Below are 15,193 nucleotides of genomic sequence, written 5' to 3'. Positions count from 1 at the left end.
CTCCTGCCAGCACTTCGGCCCATGCCGCGCCCACGAATATTGGTCTCGTCCACTAAAGTTTTTTCCAGAGCCTTTCTGCAGCTTTTCCGCGGGACGCACCCGCGCCTCCTCGTCCCCAGGAACCGTCATTCACGATCTCGCCTCCCGGCTCCGCCGACTGCCCGCGTCCTGCGGCCCGGTCCGTCTGATCGGCGTCGACGGGCACGCCGGTTCGGGGAAGTCCACATTCGCCGGGCGGCTGGCCCGAGCCCTGGACGACGCGCCTGTGCTGCACCTCGACGACATCGCCAGCCACGACGAGCTGTTCGGCTGGACCGGTCGGCTGCTGGCCCAGGTGATCGAACCGCTCGGCCGCGGCGAGACCGCGCACTATGCCCCCTACGACTGGCACACCCGCCGCTTCGGACCTCCACGCGCCCTGCCGCCGGAACCGGTGATCCTCCTGGAGGGGGTCGGCGCGGGACGTCGGGCGCTGCGTCCGCATCTGGCGCACCTGCTGTGGATGGAGCTGCCGCACGAGGAGTCCTGGACGCGCGGGCGTTCCCGGGACGGCGAGGAGCAGCGGGAGTTCTGGGAGGGATGGGTCCGGGCGGAACATGAACACTTCACCGAAGACCCCTCCCGGCCCTTCGCCGACCTTCTGGTACGGCAGTGCGAGAAGGGGTACGAGACAATTCCGGGGCCTGCCGGGACCGTTGGACCGGACCAGAATGTCACGCACGGTGACGGGCCATCCGCAATGTGCTGAACTTGTGAAGGCCCCCGCGTGGGAACTTGCCGGAGTGCCTCAACTCGGCTTGACCGAGGGGCCGTACAGGTCTTACGTTCTCAATGTGCGGCCGTTCGAGGCCGCCCGCAGTCGCGAAGCCCCCGGTTGTTCCCCCGTGATCGGGGGCTTCGTTCTGCCCGAACCCACTTTTCCGGACGCCGAGCGGCGTGATTCGCTCACCCTCGGTCACCATCCGCGATGCGCCCCATCTGCTCCCACCTCGCCAAACGGCCTGTGCGGCACCCTTCGGTGGGCGACACCCGCGCAGGTACGATGCCCTCGGTGCGACCTTGAGGACAGCTGCTCTGCGCACCGTTGCAACTCCGGTCCGCGGCACAGCGGTTGGACGAAGGCGGCCACCTGGCGACGGCCCGGTGGTGAACCACGGGGGCACGGTTTGTGGGGGACGTGATGGATTTCGGCACGCAGGGCCCCGAGGCCCCGGCCGACCTCGCCTGGCTGCGAGGTGTGGACGCCTACACGATGGGCGCCTATCCGCAGGCGGAGGAGGAGTTCCGGGCCGCGGTGCGGATCGATCCCGGGATGGCCGACGGCTGGCTCGGACTGCACGCGCTGCGCGTCGACACGACGACCGCGCTGCTCAGGATGTTCCGGCACCGCGAGCGCTTCGGCGAACAACGCGCCCGGCACCGGCGGACCCTCAATTCCTGGTACTGGCTGGGCTGGTGGGTGCAGCCGGTGCTGGAGAGCCCGCGTGATCTCCTCCTCGCGCACGCCTCGCACTGGCTGGACGGCCGCCATGTCCCCGAGCTGGACCGGGCCCTCGCGGGCCTGCCGCCCGTGGACACCGACCATCAGGTCCGCTTCCTGCACGCCTGTCGCGCCTACCTCGTCAAGGACTGGGAGCAGCTGGTCCGGCACACCGACCCGCTGATCGACGACCCCATGCTCGGCATCGAGGCCGGCCTCTTCGGCGGCATGGCCCGGGTCCGCCTCGAGATGTACGGACAGGCCGAACCGCTGCTGTCGGCGGCTCTGATGCGCTGTCGCAGCGAACAGCCGCAGCGCAAGGAGCTGCGCTACTGGCTGGCGCGGGCCCACGAGGGCACGGGCCGCAGCGCGGCGGCGATGCCTCTGTACCGCGCCGTGCACCGTGTCGACCCCGCCTTCATGGACACCTCGGCCCGGCTCGCCGCGATCGCCGAGGGCGACGGATACGAGGACGCCGCCGACCTCGCCGCGATCACGCTCACCGGGCTCGGCCAGGACGCGCTGGAGGGGCCCGAGGGTCTCGACCCGCTCTTCGGCCCCGAGGGGCGGGACCTGAAACTCTCGGAGCCCGATCTGTCGCCCATCGGTCTGCCGCCTTCGGTGGCCGATCCGGCGGTGCGCGAGAAGGGCGGGGTGCCCGCGCAGGCACTGCCCGCCGGACCCACCGACCCGGCACTACTGGAGGAGGCGCTCGCCGAGCTCGAGCGCATGGTGGGCCTGGAGCCGGTGAAGCGCCAGGTCAAAGCGCTCTCCGCCCAGTTGAACATGGCGCGTCTCCGCACCGGGCAGGGCCTGCCGGTCCAGCCGCCCAAACGTCACTTCGTCTTCTCCGGCCCCTCCGGCACCGGCAAGACCACCGTGGCCCGCATCCTGGGCCGCGTCTTCTACGCCCTCGGCCTCCTCGGGGGCGACCATCTCGTGGAGGCCCAGCGGGCCGACCTGGTCGGCGAGTACCTCGGCCAGACGGCCGTGAAGGCCAACGAGCTGATCGACTCCGCGCTCGGCGGTGTGCTCTTCGTCGACGAGGCGTACTCGCTCTCCAACTCCGGTTACGGCAAGGGCGACGCGTACGGCGACGAGGCCCTGCAGGTGCTGCTGAAGCGGGCCGAGGACAACCGCGACCACCTCGTGGTGATACTCGCCGGCTACCCGGAGGGCATGGACCGTCTCCTGGCCGCCAACCCCGGGCTGTCCTCCCGCTTCACGACCCGCGTCGACTTCCCCTCCTACCGCCCCCTCGAACTCACCTCCATCGGCGAGGTGCTGGCCGCGGAGAACGGTGACGTGTGGGACGAGGAGGCGCTCGACGAGCTGCGGTCGATCGCCGGGCACGTGGTGGACCAGGGGTGGATCGACGAGCTGGGCAACGGACGGTTCCTGCGCACCCTGTACGAGAAGAGCTGTGCGTACCGGGATCTGCGGTTGTCGGTGTATCCGGGGATGTTGTCCCGGGATGACTTGTCGACGTTGCGGTTGCCGGACTTGATGCAGGCGTATGGGGAAGTGCTGTCGGGGCGAGGACCGCAGGATCCGTCGGCGATGTAGTCGTTCGGCTGCGGCTGGATGGGGGCTGGTCACTCCCCCGACCAGCCCCCACTCCGCCGACCGCCTAGCTGGCCAGTGCTTCCTCCGGCTCGCCGCTCGCCCTCGGCTCCGTCACCCGTACCTGCGGCACCTCGCGGTGCGCGGGGTCGCGGACCTCGCCGACCAGCAGCTCGAGTACGTCCTCCAGCGCGACGAGTCCGAGCACCTTGCCGGACGCGTCGGCCACCTGGGCCAGGTGCGTGGCGGCCCGGCGCATCACGGTCAGGGCGTCGTCGAGCGGCAGTTCGGACCTGAGCGTGGTCATCGGACGCCAGATCTGCTGGGGTACCGCCCGCTCGGACTCCTCCAGATCCAGTACGTCCTTCACGTGCAGGTAGCCCATGAAGGCGCCGTTCTCCGCGGCGACCGGGAAGCGGGAGTACCCGGTGCGGGCGGTGAGCCGGACGATCTGGCCCGGGGTGACGGACGGGCTGACCGTCACCAGCGACTCGCGCGAAAGCAGCACGTCCGTCACCGGGCGGGAGCCCAGCTCCAGGGCGTCCTCCAGGCGTTCCTGCTCCTCGGGGTCGAGAAGGCCCGCCTGGCCGGAGTCCTCGACGAGCCGGTTCAGCTGTTCACTCGTGAACACCGCCTCGACCTCGTCCTTGGGCTCGACACCGAAGAGCCGCAGGATGGCCCGGGCGCAGGCACCGAGGGCCACGGTGATCGGCCTGCAGAGGCGGGCGAAGGCGACCAGGCCCGGGCTGAGCCACAGCGCGACCTTCTCCGGGGCGGCCATCGCGAGGTTCTTCGGGACCATCTCGCCGATGACGAGGTGGAAGAAGACCACGGCGGCGAGCGCGATGACGTAGCCGAGCGGGTGGATCATGCCGTGCGGCAGGTGGATCCACTCGAAGAGGGGCTCCAGCAGCTTGGCCACGGTGGGCTCGGCGACCGCGCCCAGGGTCAGCGAGCAGATGGTGATGCCGAACTGCGCGGCCGCCATCATCTGCGGAAGCCGTTCCAGGCCGTACAGGACCTGCCGGGACCGGGCCGTGCCGAGCGGTTCGATCTGGCTGCGGCGCACGGAGACGAGCGCGAACTCGGCGCCGACGAAGAAGCCGTTGGCCAGGACGAGCAGGGCCGCGAAGAGGAGTTGGAGCACGGTCATCGCACGGCCTCCATGACGTTCACCGCGGGAGTCGTCCGGACCAGCCGGACCCGCTCCGCGCGGTAGTGCCCGACCTGGCGCACGGACAGCCGCCAGCCGGGCAGTTCGGCCTTGTCGCCGACGGCCGGGATACGGCCGAGCAGGTCGGCGACCAGGCCCGCGACCGTTTCGTACGGACCCTCGGGCACGTCTAGGCCTATGCGCTGCAGGATGTCGACACGGCAGCTGCCGTCGGCGTCCCAGGCGAGCTTGCCGTCCTCCGCCGGGGCGGCGGCGAGTTCGGGGACGTCCTGCCCGTCGTGCTCGTCGCGGACCTCGCCGACGATCTCCTCGACGATGTCCTCCAGGGTGACCACGCCGGCCGTGCCGCCGTACTCGTCGACGACGACGGCGATGGGCTGCTCGCTGCGCAGCTGGGCCAGCAGGGGCTGGACCGGCAGCGTCTCGGGCACCAGCAGCGCGGGCCGCGCGATGCGCACCACGGGGGTGCGCAGGCGGTCGTGCGACGGGATCGCCAGGGCGTCCTTGAGGTGGACCATGCCGACGATCTCGTCGATCTTCTCGCGGTAGACGGGGAAGCGGGAGAGGCCGGTGGCGCGGGTCAGGTTGACGACGTCCTCGGCGGTCGCCGACGACTGCAGCGCGCTGACCTTCACGCGCGGGGTCATGACGTGCTGCGCGGTCAGCTCGCCCAGCGACAGGGTCCGTACGAACAGGTCCGCGGTGTCCTGTTCGAGGGCGCCGGCCTGGGCCGAGTGCCGGGCCAGGGAGACGAGTTCGCCGGGGGTGCGGGCGGAGGCCAGCTCCTCGGCGGGCTCGATGCCGAGGGCGCGCACCAGCCGGTTGGCGACGGCGTTCAGCCCCGCGATCACCGGGCGGAACACCCGGGCGAAGGCGTGCTGCGGGCCGGCGACGAAGCGCGCGACCTGCATCGGCTTGGAGACCGCCCAGTTCTTGGGTACGAGTTCGCCGATCACCATCTGCACGGCCGAGGCCGCCAGCATGCCGATGACGACGGCCACTCCGGAGACGGCTCCCTCGGGGATGCCGATCGCGGTGATGGGACCGTTCAGCAGCTCCGCGAGCGCCGGTTCGGCGAGCATGCCGACGACGAGGGAGGTGATGGTGATACCGAGCTGGGTGCCGGAGAGCTGGAAAGACAGCTCCTTGAGGGACTCGGCGACCCGGTGGGCCCGCTTGTCGCCCTCGGCGGCGGCCTTCTCGGCGTCGGTGGCCTCGACCGTGACGAGGCCGAACTCGGCCGCCACGAAGAAGCCGTTGGCGAGAATCAGGAGGAACGCCGCTCCGAGGAGCAGCAGGGGGATGGTCATGATGCCGCCGCCTCCGCGTACACGCGGACCGGGTCCGCGGTATGTCGAGAGGGGGCGGCGCAGGTACTACAGGACGATCCGTCCATCGCCGGAGAGGGTCACTCCTCGCGTAGCAGGAACCCCTGGGCGCCGGGTGGCACGCAGGGGCGGGGCGCAGCGAAAAACGCCTCCACCAACAGATTAATCAAGACATGGGCCCGTGCGGCAGGGTGGAAGGCCCTGAGTCAGCCCTGATGTTCCTCGGGCCGGGCTGTGGAGCGGGCCTCGGCGAGCGCCCGCAGGGCACGCGCGTCGGCGATCGCGCGCTCTCTGGCGATGCCCGGCTGGATGCCCAGCGCGGGCAGGCTGGTGCCGTCGCTGAGGTTCAGGAACACCCAGGGGTCGCCGGGCCGGAGGTTCACCTGGATGATCTCGGCCCAGTCCAGACGGCGTTCTCCGGCGAAGTTGACCACGGTGACACCGGACTCGTCGGCGACCACCTTCACGCGCCCGAGCCGGGCCAGCACCCAGGAGATGAGTGCCGCAGTGAAGACGAAGCTGAGGCGTTCGCCGGGGCCGAGCTGATCCAGCAGCAGCGCGACCACCGTGATGACCACGAAGATCGCGACGGCTGCGGTGAGCAGGACGGCACGAGTGCGGGCCGGCCGGAACGTGACGGGGAGGGCAGGCAGGTCGGACATCTTTCCGTGGTCCTTCAGAGACGGCAGGCGTGGATGGCCGTGGTCAGGATGGCCCGGGCGCCGATGTCGTACAGGTCGTCCATGATCCGCTGGGCTTCCTTGGCGGGGACCATCGCACGGACGGCGACCCAGCCCTCGTTGTGCAGCGGGGACACGGTCGGGGACTCCAGGCCGGGCGTGAGGGCGACAGCCTTCTCCAGCTGCTCGACACGGCAGTCGTAGTCCATCATCACGTACGTCCGGGCCACCAGGACGCCCTGGAGGCGGCGCAGGAACTGCTGCACCTTGGGCTCCTCGCCGTCCGCGCCGGTGCGGCGGATCACGACGGCCTCGGACTTCATGATCGGCTCGCCGAAGACCTCCAGGCCCGCGTTGCGCAGCGAGGTGCCGGTCTCGACGACGTCCGCGATGACCTCGGCGACACCGAGCTCGATGGCGGTCTCGACAGCGCCGTCGAGGTGGACGACGGAGGCGTCGATCCCCTGGTCGGCCAGGTGCTTGGCGACGATGCCCTCGTAGGACGTGGCGACCGTCTTGCCCTTGAGGTCCTCGACGGCGTTCGCCGTGCCCGGCTTGGAGGCGAAGCGGAAGGTGGAGCGGGCGAAGCCGAGCGGGAGGATCTCCTCGGCGTTGGCGCCGGAGTCGATCAGCAGGTCGCGGCCGGTGATGCCGATGTCGAGGCGGCCGGAGGAGACGTAGATCGCGATGTCGCGGGGGCGGAGGTAGAAGAACTCGACCTCGTTGACCGGGTCGACGATCCGCAGTTCCTTGGACTCGCGGCGCTGCTGGTAGCCGGCCTCATGCAGCATCTCCGCCGCAGGGCCTGACAGGGAACCCTTGTTGGGGACGGCGATGCGCAGCATGAGGTCGGCTTCCTTTGTTCGTGCGTACGGTGTTGGGGTGCGGGGGGTTGCGGCTCAGAGGTGGGCGTAGACGTCGTCCAGGGAGATGCCGCGGGCGACCATCATCACCTGGACGTGGTAGAGCAGCTGCGAGATCTCCTCGGCAGCCGCCTCCTTGCCCTCGTACTCGGCGGCCATCCACACCTCGGCGGCCTCTTCGACGACCTTCTTGCCGATGGCATGGACGCCCTTGCCGACCAGTTCTGCGGTGCGGGAAGTGGCGGGGTCGCCGGTGGCGGCCTTCTGCTGGAGCTCGGTGAAGAGCTCCTCGAACGTCTTATTGGACATGGTGGCGCTCACTTTACGCGGTGTGCCGCCCGCCCTAGCGCCATGGTTCAGATACTGAGCGGAGGGTGGCCGCGGTCGCCACCGCCGCCGTCACCGCCTCGTGCCCCTTGTCCTCGTTGGAGCCCTCGATGCCGGCCCGGTCCAGGGCCTGCTCCTCGGTGTCGCAGGTGAGGACGCCCATGCCGACGGGGACTCCGGTCTCGACCGAGACCTGGGTCAGACCCTGGGTGACGCCCTGGCACACGTACTCGAAGTGCGGGGTGCCGCCGCGGATGACGACACCGAGGGCGACGATCGCGTCGTAGCCGCGGCCCGCGAGGACCTTGGCGACGACCGGGAGTTCCCAGCTGCCGGGGACCCTCAGGAGGGTCGGCTCGTCGATGCCCAGGTCGTGCAGGGCGCGCAGGGCGCCGTCCACCAGACCGTCCATCACCTTCTCGTGCCACTGTGCCGCGATGACGGCGACCCGCAGGTCACCCACATTGCGTACGGACAGTTCCGGTGCACCCTTGCCGCTCACGTCTCTCCTTGGTGTTCTTGCTTACTGGTTGCCGCAGGTGGAGACGGGTGCCACGGGGGCCGTCTCCAGCCAGGGCAGGTCGTGCCCCATCCGGTCCCGCTTGGTGCGCAGGTAGCGGAGGTTGTGCTCGCCCGCCTGTATCGGCATCGGCTCGCGGCCGGTGACCTTGAGGCCGTGGCGGACCAGCGCGTCGGTCTTGTCGGGGTTGTTGGTCATCAGCCGCAGGCTGCGGACACCGAGGTCCTGGAGGATCTGCGCGCCGGCGCCGTAGTCCCGGGCGTCGGCGGGCAGGCCGAGTTCGAGGTTGGCGTCGAGGGTGTCGTGGCCCTGCTCCTGGAGTTCGTACGCCCTGAGCTTGGACAGCAGGCCGATGCCGCGCCCCTCGTGGCCGCGCAGGTAGACCACCACTCCCCTGCCCTCGGCCTGGATGCGCTCCAGGGAGGCGTCGAGCTGGGGGCCGCAGTCGCAGCGCTGGGAACCGAAGATGTCGCCGGTGAGGCACTCGGAGTGGACGCGGACGAGGACATCCTCGCCGTCGCCGATCTCGCCGTGCACGAGGGCGACGTGCTCGACGCCGTCGACGGTGGAGCGGTAGCCGTACGCCGTGAAGGTGCCGTGGGCGGTGGGCAGCCGGGTCTCGGCCTCGCGGCGGACCGTGGGCTCCGAGGTCCGGCGGTAGGCGATCAGGTCCTCGATGGAGATGATCGTCAGGCCGTGCTTGCGGGCGAACGGGATCAGCTCGGGCAGCCGGAGCATACGGCCGTCCTCGCCGGCGATCTCGACGATCGCGCCGGCCGGACGCAGGCCCGCGAGGCGGGCGAGGTCGACGGCCGCTTCGGTGTGGCCGTTGCGGACGAGTACCCCGCCGGACTTGGCGCGCAGCGGGAAGATATGGCCGGGGCGGACGAAGTCGTCGGCCTGCGCGGTGCCGCTCGCCAGCAGCTGAAGCGTCGTGGCACGGTCCGAAGCCGAGATGCCGGTGCTCACACCGTGAGCGCCCGATGCGTCCACGGAGACGGTGAACGCGGTTTTCATCGACTCGGTGTTGTCGTCGACCATCTGCGGGAGCCGCAGCCGCTCCAGCTCCTCCCCCTCCATGGGGGCGCAGATCAGACCGCGGCACTCGCTCATCATGAAGGCCACGATCTCGGGCGTGACCTTCTCCGCCGCGACGACGAGGTCGCCCTCGTTCTCGCGGTCCTCGTCGTCGACGACCACGATCGGGCGGCCGGCCGCGATGTCGGCGACGGCCTGCTCGATCGGGTCGAGCGCGAAGTCCTCGAAGCCGTCGGTGCTGTACAGGATGGGTGCGGCGCTCATGCCGGCGCTCCTTCCAGGGCGGGCTGCGCGGCCCTGCGGGAGCGCAGCCACCAGTCGCGCATGCCCCACAGGACGAGCGCGCCGTAGATGACGTAGACGAAACCGGAGAAGGCGTAGCCGTTGGCGAAGTTCAGCGGGACGCCGACCAGGTCGACCAGCAGCCAGGCGAACCAGAACTCGACCATGCCGCGCGCCTGGGCGTACATGGCGACGATGGTGCCGACGAAGATGTAGGCGTCCGGCCAGGGGTCCCAGGACAGGGTCGGGTAGGCCTTGAAGAGCAGGGCCACCGCGACCGTGCCGACAGCGGCCGCGCCGACCATCGCGGCGCGTTCGCGCCAGGTGGCGAAGCGCGGGGCGATGTGACCGTCCTCTGCCTGGCCCTTGTTGCGGTTCCACTGCCACCAGCCGTACAGGGCGACGGCCATGACGACCGCCTGCTTGCCCGCGCTGCCGGTGAGGTGGCCGAAGAAGGCGCCGAAGAGGATGAGGCCGGAGGCGAACTGCACCGGCCAGCTCCACAGGTTGCGCCGCCAGCCGAGGGCCAGGGCGATCAGGCCGAGGATGTTGCCGATCATGTCCGACCAGAGGATGTGCTGGTCGAAGGCGACGAAGGCCTCGGAGTTCAGCCAGTTCACTTCGCCGCCCCCTGAGTGGTGGCGAGCAGGCGCTCGACGTACTTGGCGACGATGTCCACCTCGAGGTTGACCGGGTCGCCGGGCTGCTTGAGGCCGAGCGTGGTCAGGGCGAGGGTGGTGGGGATGAGGCTGACGGTGAAGTAGTCGGGGCCGGCGTCGACCACGGTGAGGCTGATGCCGTCGACCGTGATGGAGCCCTTCTCGACGACGTACCGGGTGAGGTCGGCGGGGAGGGAGACCTTGACGATCTCCCAGTTCTCGGAGGGCTTGCGCTCCAGAACCTCACCGGTGCCGTCGACATGGCCCTGCACGATGTGCCCGCCGAGGCGTGCGCCCACGGCGGTGGGGCGTTCGAGGTTGACGCGGGAACCGACGGCGAGGGCGCCGAGGCTGGAGCGGTTCAGGGTCTCCGCCATGACGTCGGCGGTGAACTCGTCGCCTTCGTGGTCGACGACCGTGAGGCAGACACCGTTGACGGCGATCGAGTCGCCGTGCTTCGCGCCCTCGGTCACGACGGGGCCGCGCAGCCGGAAACGACAGGCGTCGCCAAGGTTCTCGACGGCGGTGATCTCGCCCAGCTCTTCGACGATTCCGGTGAACACTTCCCGGGTCCTCCTGCCTCTTCGGGCACGGACTCCGGGGCTGTCGATGACGACAGAATGTACGAGCAGGAACACCGGGGGCGACGCCGGACGCACCCGTCCCGAAGGACGAGTCGATACGGCGGCGCGCACGAATGCCCGCCCGCCGCGCACTGCCTCCCATCCGGACTTTAACCGTCGGTCCAGGAATTTCACCTGGTCAACCGGCCGCTGGAAGCGACCGGGTCGCGGACTGTAACCGCCGGTTCGGACTTTCACCGACCCCGGAGTGCGCTGCTTCTGGTACACGGCCAGTGTGCCACGCCTGATCGACCTCCATACGGGCGAACGGTGTGGGGTGGCTCACAAGGGGCGTCGCTGGACTTCTCGTCTCACCCCTCGGTTCCGGGCCCGTCCGGCTCTGGCAGGGTGAGGGGCATGAGCAGCACGATCGCCGACGAGTTCGAGAGCCACCGTCCCCGGCTGTTCGGGCTGGCGTACCGCATGCTCGGTTCCGCCGACGAGGCCGAGGCCATGGTCCAGGACGCGTATCTGCGCCTCAGCGGGGCCGACCGCGCGGAGATCGAGCATCTCGCGGCCTGGCTCGCCAAGGTCGTCACCAACCTCTGTCTCACCCGGCTGACCTCGGCCAAGGTCCGGCGCGAGCAGTACGTCGGGACCTGGCTGCCGGAGCCGGTCGTCACCTCCGACGGGACGCTCGGCCCTCCCCCACTGCCTTAAGGGCGTGGGGGAGGGCCGTGTACGTGCTGCGGGAGGCCTTCGCGTACGGCTACCGGGAGATCGCCGGCGTACTGGATCTCACCGAGGCCAACTGCCGTCAGCTGTACCGGAGGGCTACCCGACGGGTCGGTGAGCCCGAGTCGCGTTTCGCGCCCGCGCCCGAGCGGTGGGAGGAGCTGGTCGCGTCGTTCGTCACGGCGGCGCGCGAGGGCGACCTCGCCGGGCTGGAGAAGCTGCTCGCGGCCGACGCGACCTGGTGGAGCGACGGCGGCGGCAAGGTCACCGCGGCCCGGCGGCCGATCGAGGGGCGCGAGAAGGTCGTCCGCTTCGCCGTGGGCGCGTTCGAGCGCTGGGGCGCGGGCCTGCGGTTCACGGCGGCGGAGGTCAACGGCGGGAGCGCGCTCGCCGCGTGGGCCGGCGACACGCTCATCACCGTGATCACGGTCGAACTGCGGGACGGTCTGATCTCCGAGGTGCGGGCCGTGCTGAACCCGGACAAGCTCGGTTTCGTGCACCGGCAGCTCGTGCGGTCGTAGGTCTGTCACGTTCCGCGGGGGCTACTCGGTCTCAGCTGATGGAGGGCGCTCCGTCCGGGAGCGTCCGGCGTCCGAAGGGGCTGACAGCATGACCACGATCCTGGTGACCGGCGGTACCGGAACGCTCGGCCGGCTCGTCACCGAGCGGCTGCGCGCGGACGGGCACGAGGTGCGGGTGCTCAGCCGGCAGTCCCAGCCGTACGCCGTCGATCTGCGCGAGGGCGGCGCCGCTCTGGACGCTGCCGTCGAGGGCGTGGACACGATCGTGCACTGCGCGACCACGCAGACCGGCGGGGACGAGAAGGCGGCCGCGAACCTGATCGCGGCGGCGCGCCGGGCGGGGGTGGGTCACCTGGTCTACATCTCGATCGTCGGCGTCGACCAAGTGCCGTTCCCGTACTACCGGATCAAGCTCGCCGTGGAGAAGCAGATCGAGGAGTCGGGGCTGAGGTGGACCGTGCTGCGGACGACCCAGTTCCACGATCTGCTGGTCATGTTCTTCAACGCGATGTCCAAGCCGCCGGTCATGCCGCTGCCCTCGGGTGTGAGCGATCAGCCGATCGAGGTGGCCGAAGTCGCGGATCGGCTGGCCGAGTTGGCCGCGGCCGAGCCCGCGGGGCGGGTGGACGACATGGGCGGGCCCGAGGTGCGGACGTTCGAGTCGCTGGCTCGCGTGTATCTGAAGGCGACGGGGCGTCGGCGGGCCGTGGTGAACGTACGGCTGTGGGGCAAGGCGTTTCGGCAGTTCCGGGCGGGTGGGCATCTGACGCCGGAACGGGCTGTGGGGAAGGGGACGTTCGAGGAGTACCTGGCCCGGCGGTTCGGGAAGCGTCAGCGCTCGGGCGGCGCGAACAGCTCGTCCTGAGCACGGTCCCGGGCTGTGAGCAGCGCGCCTCGCAGCACGGCACCGCCACCGAGGGCGCTCGGGCGCACCTCGGTCGGCAAGGGCGACATACGGCGGACTCGCTGCTCCACCCGCGCGGCGAGCTCGTCCCCGCCCGCCTGCCCGACCTCGCCGCCGAGGACCACGCAGCCCGGGTCCAGGATCGCGACGACGGAAGACACACCCACGGCAAGCCGATCAGCCAGCACGTCCAGGAAGCCGTCCGCGCCCTCGGTCACCGCCGCCCCCACCAGCGCCGCAGCGACCGGCTCAGGCCCGGCGGCAACGGCAACCACGCCGTACTCCCCCGCCAGCTCCGCGATCGCCGCCGACCCCGCGAGGGAGTGGAACCCCCCGTCGCACGCTGTCGCCGAGGGCAGGCCCGCCGTCCCCGGCACCGGCAGGAACCCGATCTCCCCGGTCCCGCCGGAAGCCCCCCGCCGCAACGAACCGTCGAGCACCACCGCCGCGCCCGTGCCATGCCCCAGCCACAGCAGCACGAACGTGTCCCGGTCCCGCGCCGCCCCGTCCCGCTGCTCCGCCAGCGCGGCGAGGTTCGTCTCGTTCTCGACGTGGACCCGGGCCTCCGGAAGGCGTTCCTGGAGGGTTGCGACCAGACGGCGGTGCCATTCGGGCAGGCCCGAGGAGTCACGGAGTTCGCCGGTGGCCGGGTCGATGAGGCCGGGGGCGCCGATGCCGACGGTGTGGAGGCGGTCGGCGCCCGCCTCCTTGGCCACCCGTTCGACCAGGGTCACCGCCTGCTCGACCGCCGGTCCCGTCCCCGTGTCACCGCCGATCGGTACCGACGACTCGGCGAGCACCCGCCCCAACAGGTCGGACACGACGACCGAGACACCCTCCATGCGTACGTCGAGTGCGGCCAGGTACGCCCGATCGGCGACGATGCCGTACAGCTTCGCGTTCGGGCCGCGCCGCTGTTCGCCCGACTCCCCGACCATCGCGATCAGACCGGCGGCGGTGAGGCGTTCGACGAGGTCGGCGACGGACGGCCGGGACAGGCCGGTGAGCTGCTTCAACTGCCCTGCCGTCAACGGGCCCTCCTGCTGGAGCAGACGCAGGGCGAGCCGGTCGTTGATGGCCCGGGCGGTGCTCGGGGATGCGGGCATGCCGGGATCCTCCCAGATCAGCGAGCCGCACCCGGGCGGCCTTTAATCGTCTATCTATCAGGCAGGGTTCCTGATAGTTTACGTCGCCGGTGGGGACCGGAGACCGCGAAGGGGCGGGAGAATGAGCGAAGTGCAGTACGAGCAGGGGCAGGTGCGGCGCGCCCGGTACGCCGTGGCGGCCGTCTTCGCCGTGCACGGCGCCGTCACCGGTTCGTTCGCGACACGCGTGCCGTGGATCCAGGACCATGCCTCGCTGAGTGCGGGGCAGCTGGGACTCGCACTGGCCTTCACGGCGTTCGGCGCCTCCTGCTCCATGCCGCTGGCCGCCCGGATCAGCCACCGCTTCGGCAGCCGTACGGCCCTGCGCGGACTGATCACGCTGTGGACGCTGTCCCTCGTCCTGCCGTCCCTCGCGCCGAACCTGTACACCCTGTGCCTGGCGATGTTCGTGTACGGAGCCAGCGCCGGCATGGCCGACGTCGTCATGAACGCGCTGGGCGTCGAGATCGAGAACCTGCTGGGCAAGTCGATCATGTCCTCACTGCACGGCATGTGGAGCGCGGGTGCGCTGGTCGGCTCGGCGGGCGGCACGCTCGCCGCGCATCTCGGCGCGGACGCCCGACTGCACTTCGCGCTGGCGGCGGCGACCCTCACCTTCCTCGGCATCCTGGCCTGCAGCTGGGTACTGGACCTGCAGCCGGCCGAGGACGAGGAGCCGCCGCCGAGGTTCGCGCTGCCGCCCAAGTCGGCGCTGCTCATCGGCGCGGTCGGGTTCTGCGCGGTGTTCGCGGAGGGCGCGAGCCTGGACTGGTCCGCGGTCTATCTGCGCGACCAGCTCGACAGCTCGGCGGGGCTCGCCGCGGCCTGCACGACCGGTTTCATGCTGACCATGGCGGTGGCCCGACTCGCGGGCGACGCGGTGGTGAACCGCTTCGGCTCGGTCGGCACGGTCCGCGCCGGAGGCGTCCTCGCCGCGGCGGGCGGACTGCTGATCGTCGTGGCGGGCCATCCGGCGGTGGCGATGGGCGGGTTCGCACTGATGGGCCTGGGCATCGCCGTGGTCGTACCGCTGTGCTTCGCGGCGGCAGGCCGCAGCGGCCCGAACCCCAGTCAGGCCATCGCGGGCGTCGCGACCATCACGTACACCTCGGGCCTGATCGCGCCCAGTCTCCTCGGCGGGGTGGCCCAGGCGACCAGCCTGGTGGTGTCGTTCGGCCTCGTGACGGTGCTCGCGTGCGGGCTCGTGGCCTTCGCGGGGGTCCTGCGCGCGGGCGACCGCGACCGGCCGAAGCTCAGCCCGCCGGCCGCAGCGGTTCCCGACCGGCAGCCCTGAAACCCCGCTCCAGGTCGCGGGGGGTGCCTCTATGTCTTTCGTCAAGCGAGGCGTGGGGTTCGGGGTTCGTAGAAGGTGCCGTCGCGGAGCATCGCGAACAGCACGTTGATCCGCTGA

The 15,193-nt window shown here is 70.7% G+C and carries 14 protein-coding genes, 1 pseudogene and 1 riboswitch; of the genes and pseudogenes, 5 read left to right on the top strand and 10 right to left on the bottom strand.

Annotation, left to right across the window (positions count from 1 at the left end):
- Window positions 1-127 precede the first annotated feature (127 nt).
- Window positions 128-748 carry a uridine kinase family protein gene (locus IG08_RS0137030; protein ID WP_078655886.1) on the top strand — a complete coding sequence of 207 codons (621 nt, stop codon included), beginning with the start codon at window positions 128-130 and terminating at the stop codon, window positions 746-748.
- A 432-nt stretch (window positions 749-1,180) separates the two neighbouring features.
- Window positions 1,181-3,046, top strand: coding sequence for an AAA family ATPase (locus IG08_RS0137025; protein WP_030613298.1), 1,866 nt, complete (start codon window positions 1,181-1,183; stop codon window positions 3,044-3,046).
- Between the two features lie 64 nt (window positions 3,047-3,110).
- Here the strand turns inward: IG08_RS0137025 and IG08_RS0137020 are convergent, their stop codons facing one another.
- The 9 genes from IG08_RS0137020 to IG08_RS0136980 all read right to left on the bottom strand — a co-directional run bounded on the left by IG08_RS0137020 (window position 3,111) and on the right by IG08_RS0136980 (window position 10,477).
- A complete protein-coding gene (locus tag IG08_RS0137020) occupies window positions 3,111-4,196 on the bottom strand; it encodes a hemolysin family protein (RefSeq protein ID WP_030613295.1) in 1,086 nt (361 codons plus the stop codon).
- A complete protein-coding gene (locus IG08_RS0137015; protein WP_030613293.1) occupies window positions 4,193-5,527 on the bottom strand; it encodes a hemolysin family protein in 1,335 nt (444 codons plus the stop codon). The genes IG08_RS0137020 and IG08_RS0137015 overlap by 4 nt, the downstream gene beginning before the upstream one ends.
- Window positions 5,528-5,751: 224 nt before the next feature.
- Window positions 5,752-6,207 carry a PH domain-containing protein gene (locus IG08_RS0137010; protein ID WP_030613290.1) on the bottom strand — a complete coding sequence of 152 codons (456 nt, stop codon included), beginning with the start codon at window positions 6,205-6,207 and terminating at the stop codon, window positions 5,752-5,754.
- A 14-nt stretch (window positions 6,208-6,221) separates the two neighbouring features.
- Window positions 6,222-7,070 carry an ATP phosphoribosyltransferase gene (gene hisG / locus IG08_RS0137005; protein WP_030613287.1) on the bottom strand — a complete coding sequence of 283 codons (849 nt, stop codon included), beginning with the start codon at window positions 7,068-7,070 and terminating at the stop codon, window positions 6,222-6,224.
- A gap of 54 nt (window positions 7,071-7,124) precedes the next feature.
- Complete coding sequence (locus IG08_RS0137000) at window positions 7,125-7,397, bottom strand: phosphoribosyl-ATP diphosphatase (protein WP_018534786.1); 273 nt, start codon at window positions 7,395-7,397, stop codon at window positions 7,125-7,127.
- A 34-nt stretch (window positions 7,398-7,431) separates the two neighbouring features.
- Window positions 7,432-7,917, bottom strand: a complete 486-nt coding sequence (ribH, locus tag IG08_RS0136995) for a 6,7-dimethyl-8-ribityllumazine synthase (RefSeq protein ID WP_030613284.1) — start codon at window positions 7,915-7,917, stop codon at window positions 7,432-7,434.
- A 21-nt stretch (window positions 7,918-7,938) separates the two neighbouring features.
- Window positions 7,939-9,237: a bifunctional 3,4-dihydroxy-2-butanone-4-phosphate synthase/GTP cyclohydrolase II gene (locus IG08_RS0136990; protein ID WP_030613281.1), complete on the bottom strand. Its 1,299-nt coding sequence runs from the start codon at window positions 9,235-9,237 to the stop codon at window positions 7,939-7,941.
- Window positions 9,234-9,875, bottom strand: coding sequence for a nicotinamide mononucleotide transporter family protein (locus IG08_RS0136985; protein WP_030613278.1), 642 nt, complete (start codon window positions 9,873-9,875; stop codon window positions 9,234-9,236). Before IG08_RS0136985 ends, IG08_RS0136990 begins: the two co-directional genes overlap by 4 nt.
- Entirely contained in the window at window positions 9,872-10,477 is a 606-nt protein-coding gene (locus tag IG08_RS0136980; protein ID WP_030613274.1) for a riboflavin synthase, read from the bottom strand. The genes IG08_RS0136985 and IG08_RS0136980 overlap by 4 nt, the downstream gene beginning before the upstream one ends.
- A 145-nt stretch (window positions 10,478-10,622) precedes the next feature.
- A riboswitch (FMN riboswitch) is annotated at window positions 10,623-10,753 on the bottom strand.
- Window positions 10,754-10,894: 141 nt separating this feature from the next.
- Between IG08_RS0136980 and IG08_RS63140 the strand changes: the two are divergent.
- Both IG08_RS63140 and IG08_RS0136970 read left to right on the top strand, forming a co-directional pair.
- Window positions 10,895-11,733: pseudogene (locus tag IG08_RS63140) on the top strand (sigma factor).
- Window positions 11,734-11,821: 88 nt separating this feature from the next.
- A complete protein-coding gene (locus tag IG08_RS0136970; RefSeq protein WP_030613271.1) occupies window positions 11,822-12,598 on the top strand; it encodes an SDR family oxidoreductase in 777 nt (258 codons plus the stop codon).
- On the opposite strand, the gene IG08_RS0136965 is transcribed toward IG08_RS0136970, so the two are convergent.
- Window positions 12,565-13,743 (bottom strand): ROK family transcriptional regulator, encoded by a 1,179-nt coding sequence (locus tag IG08_RS0136965; RefSeq protein ID WP_030613268.1) that lies wholly within the window; start codon window positions 13,741-13,743, stop codon window positions 12,565-12,567. The two genes, IG08_RS0136970 and IG08_RS0136965, sit on opposite strands and share 34 nt — an antisense overlap.
- A gap of 121 nt (window positions 13,744-13,864) precedes the next feature.
- Between IG08_RS0136965 and IG08_RS0136960 the strand changes: the two genes are divergently transcribed.
- On the top strand, window positions 13,865-15,076 hold the full coding sequence (locus IG08_RS0136960; protein WP_030613265.1) for an MFS transporter: 1,212 nt from the start codon (window positions 13,865-13,867) through the stop codon (window positions 15,074-15,076).
- The last annotated feature ends 117 nt before the right edge of the window (window positions 15,077-15,193 follow it).

Origin of the sequence: Streptomyces fulvoviolaceus, assembly GCF_000718165.1 — a bacterium.
GTDB classification, from domain to species: Bacteria; Actinomycetota; Actinomycetes; order Streptomycetales; family Streptomycetaceae; genus Streptomyces; species Streptomyces fulvoviolaceus.
This window is presented reverse-complemented; position numbering and strand designations above follow the sequence as displayed.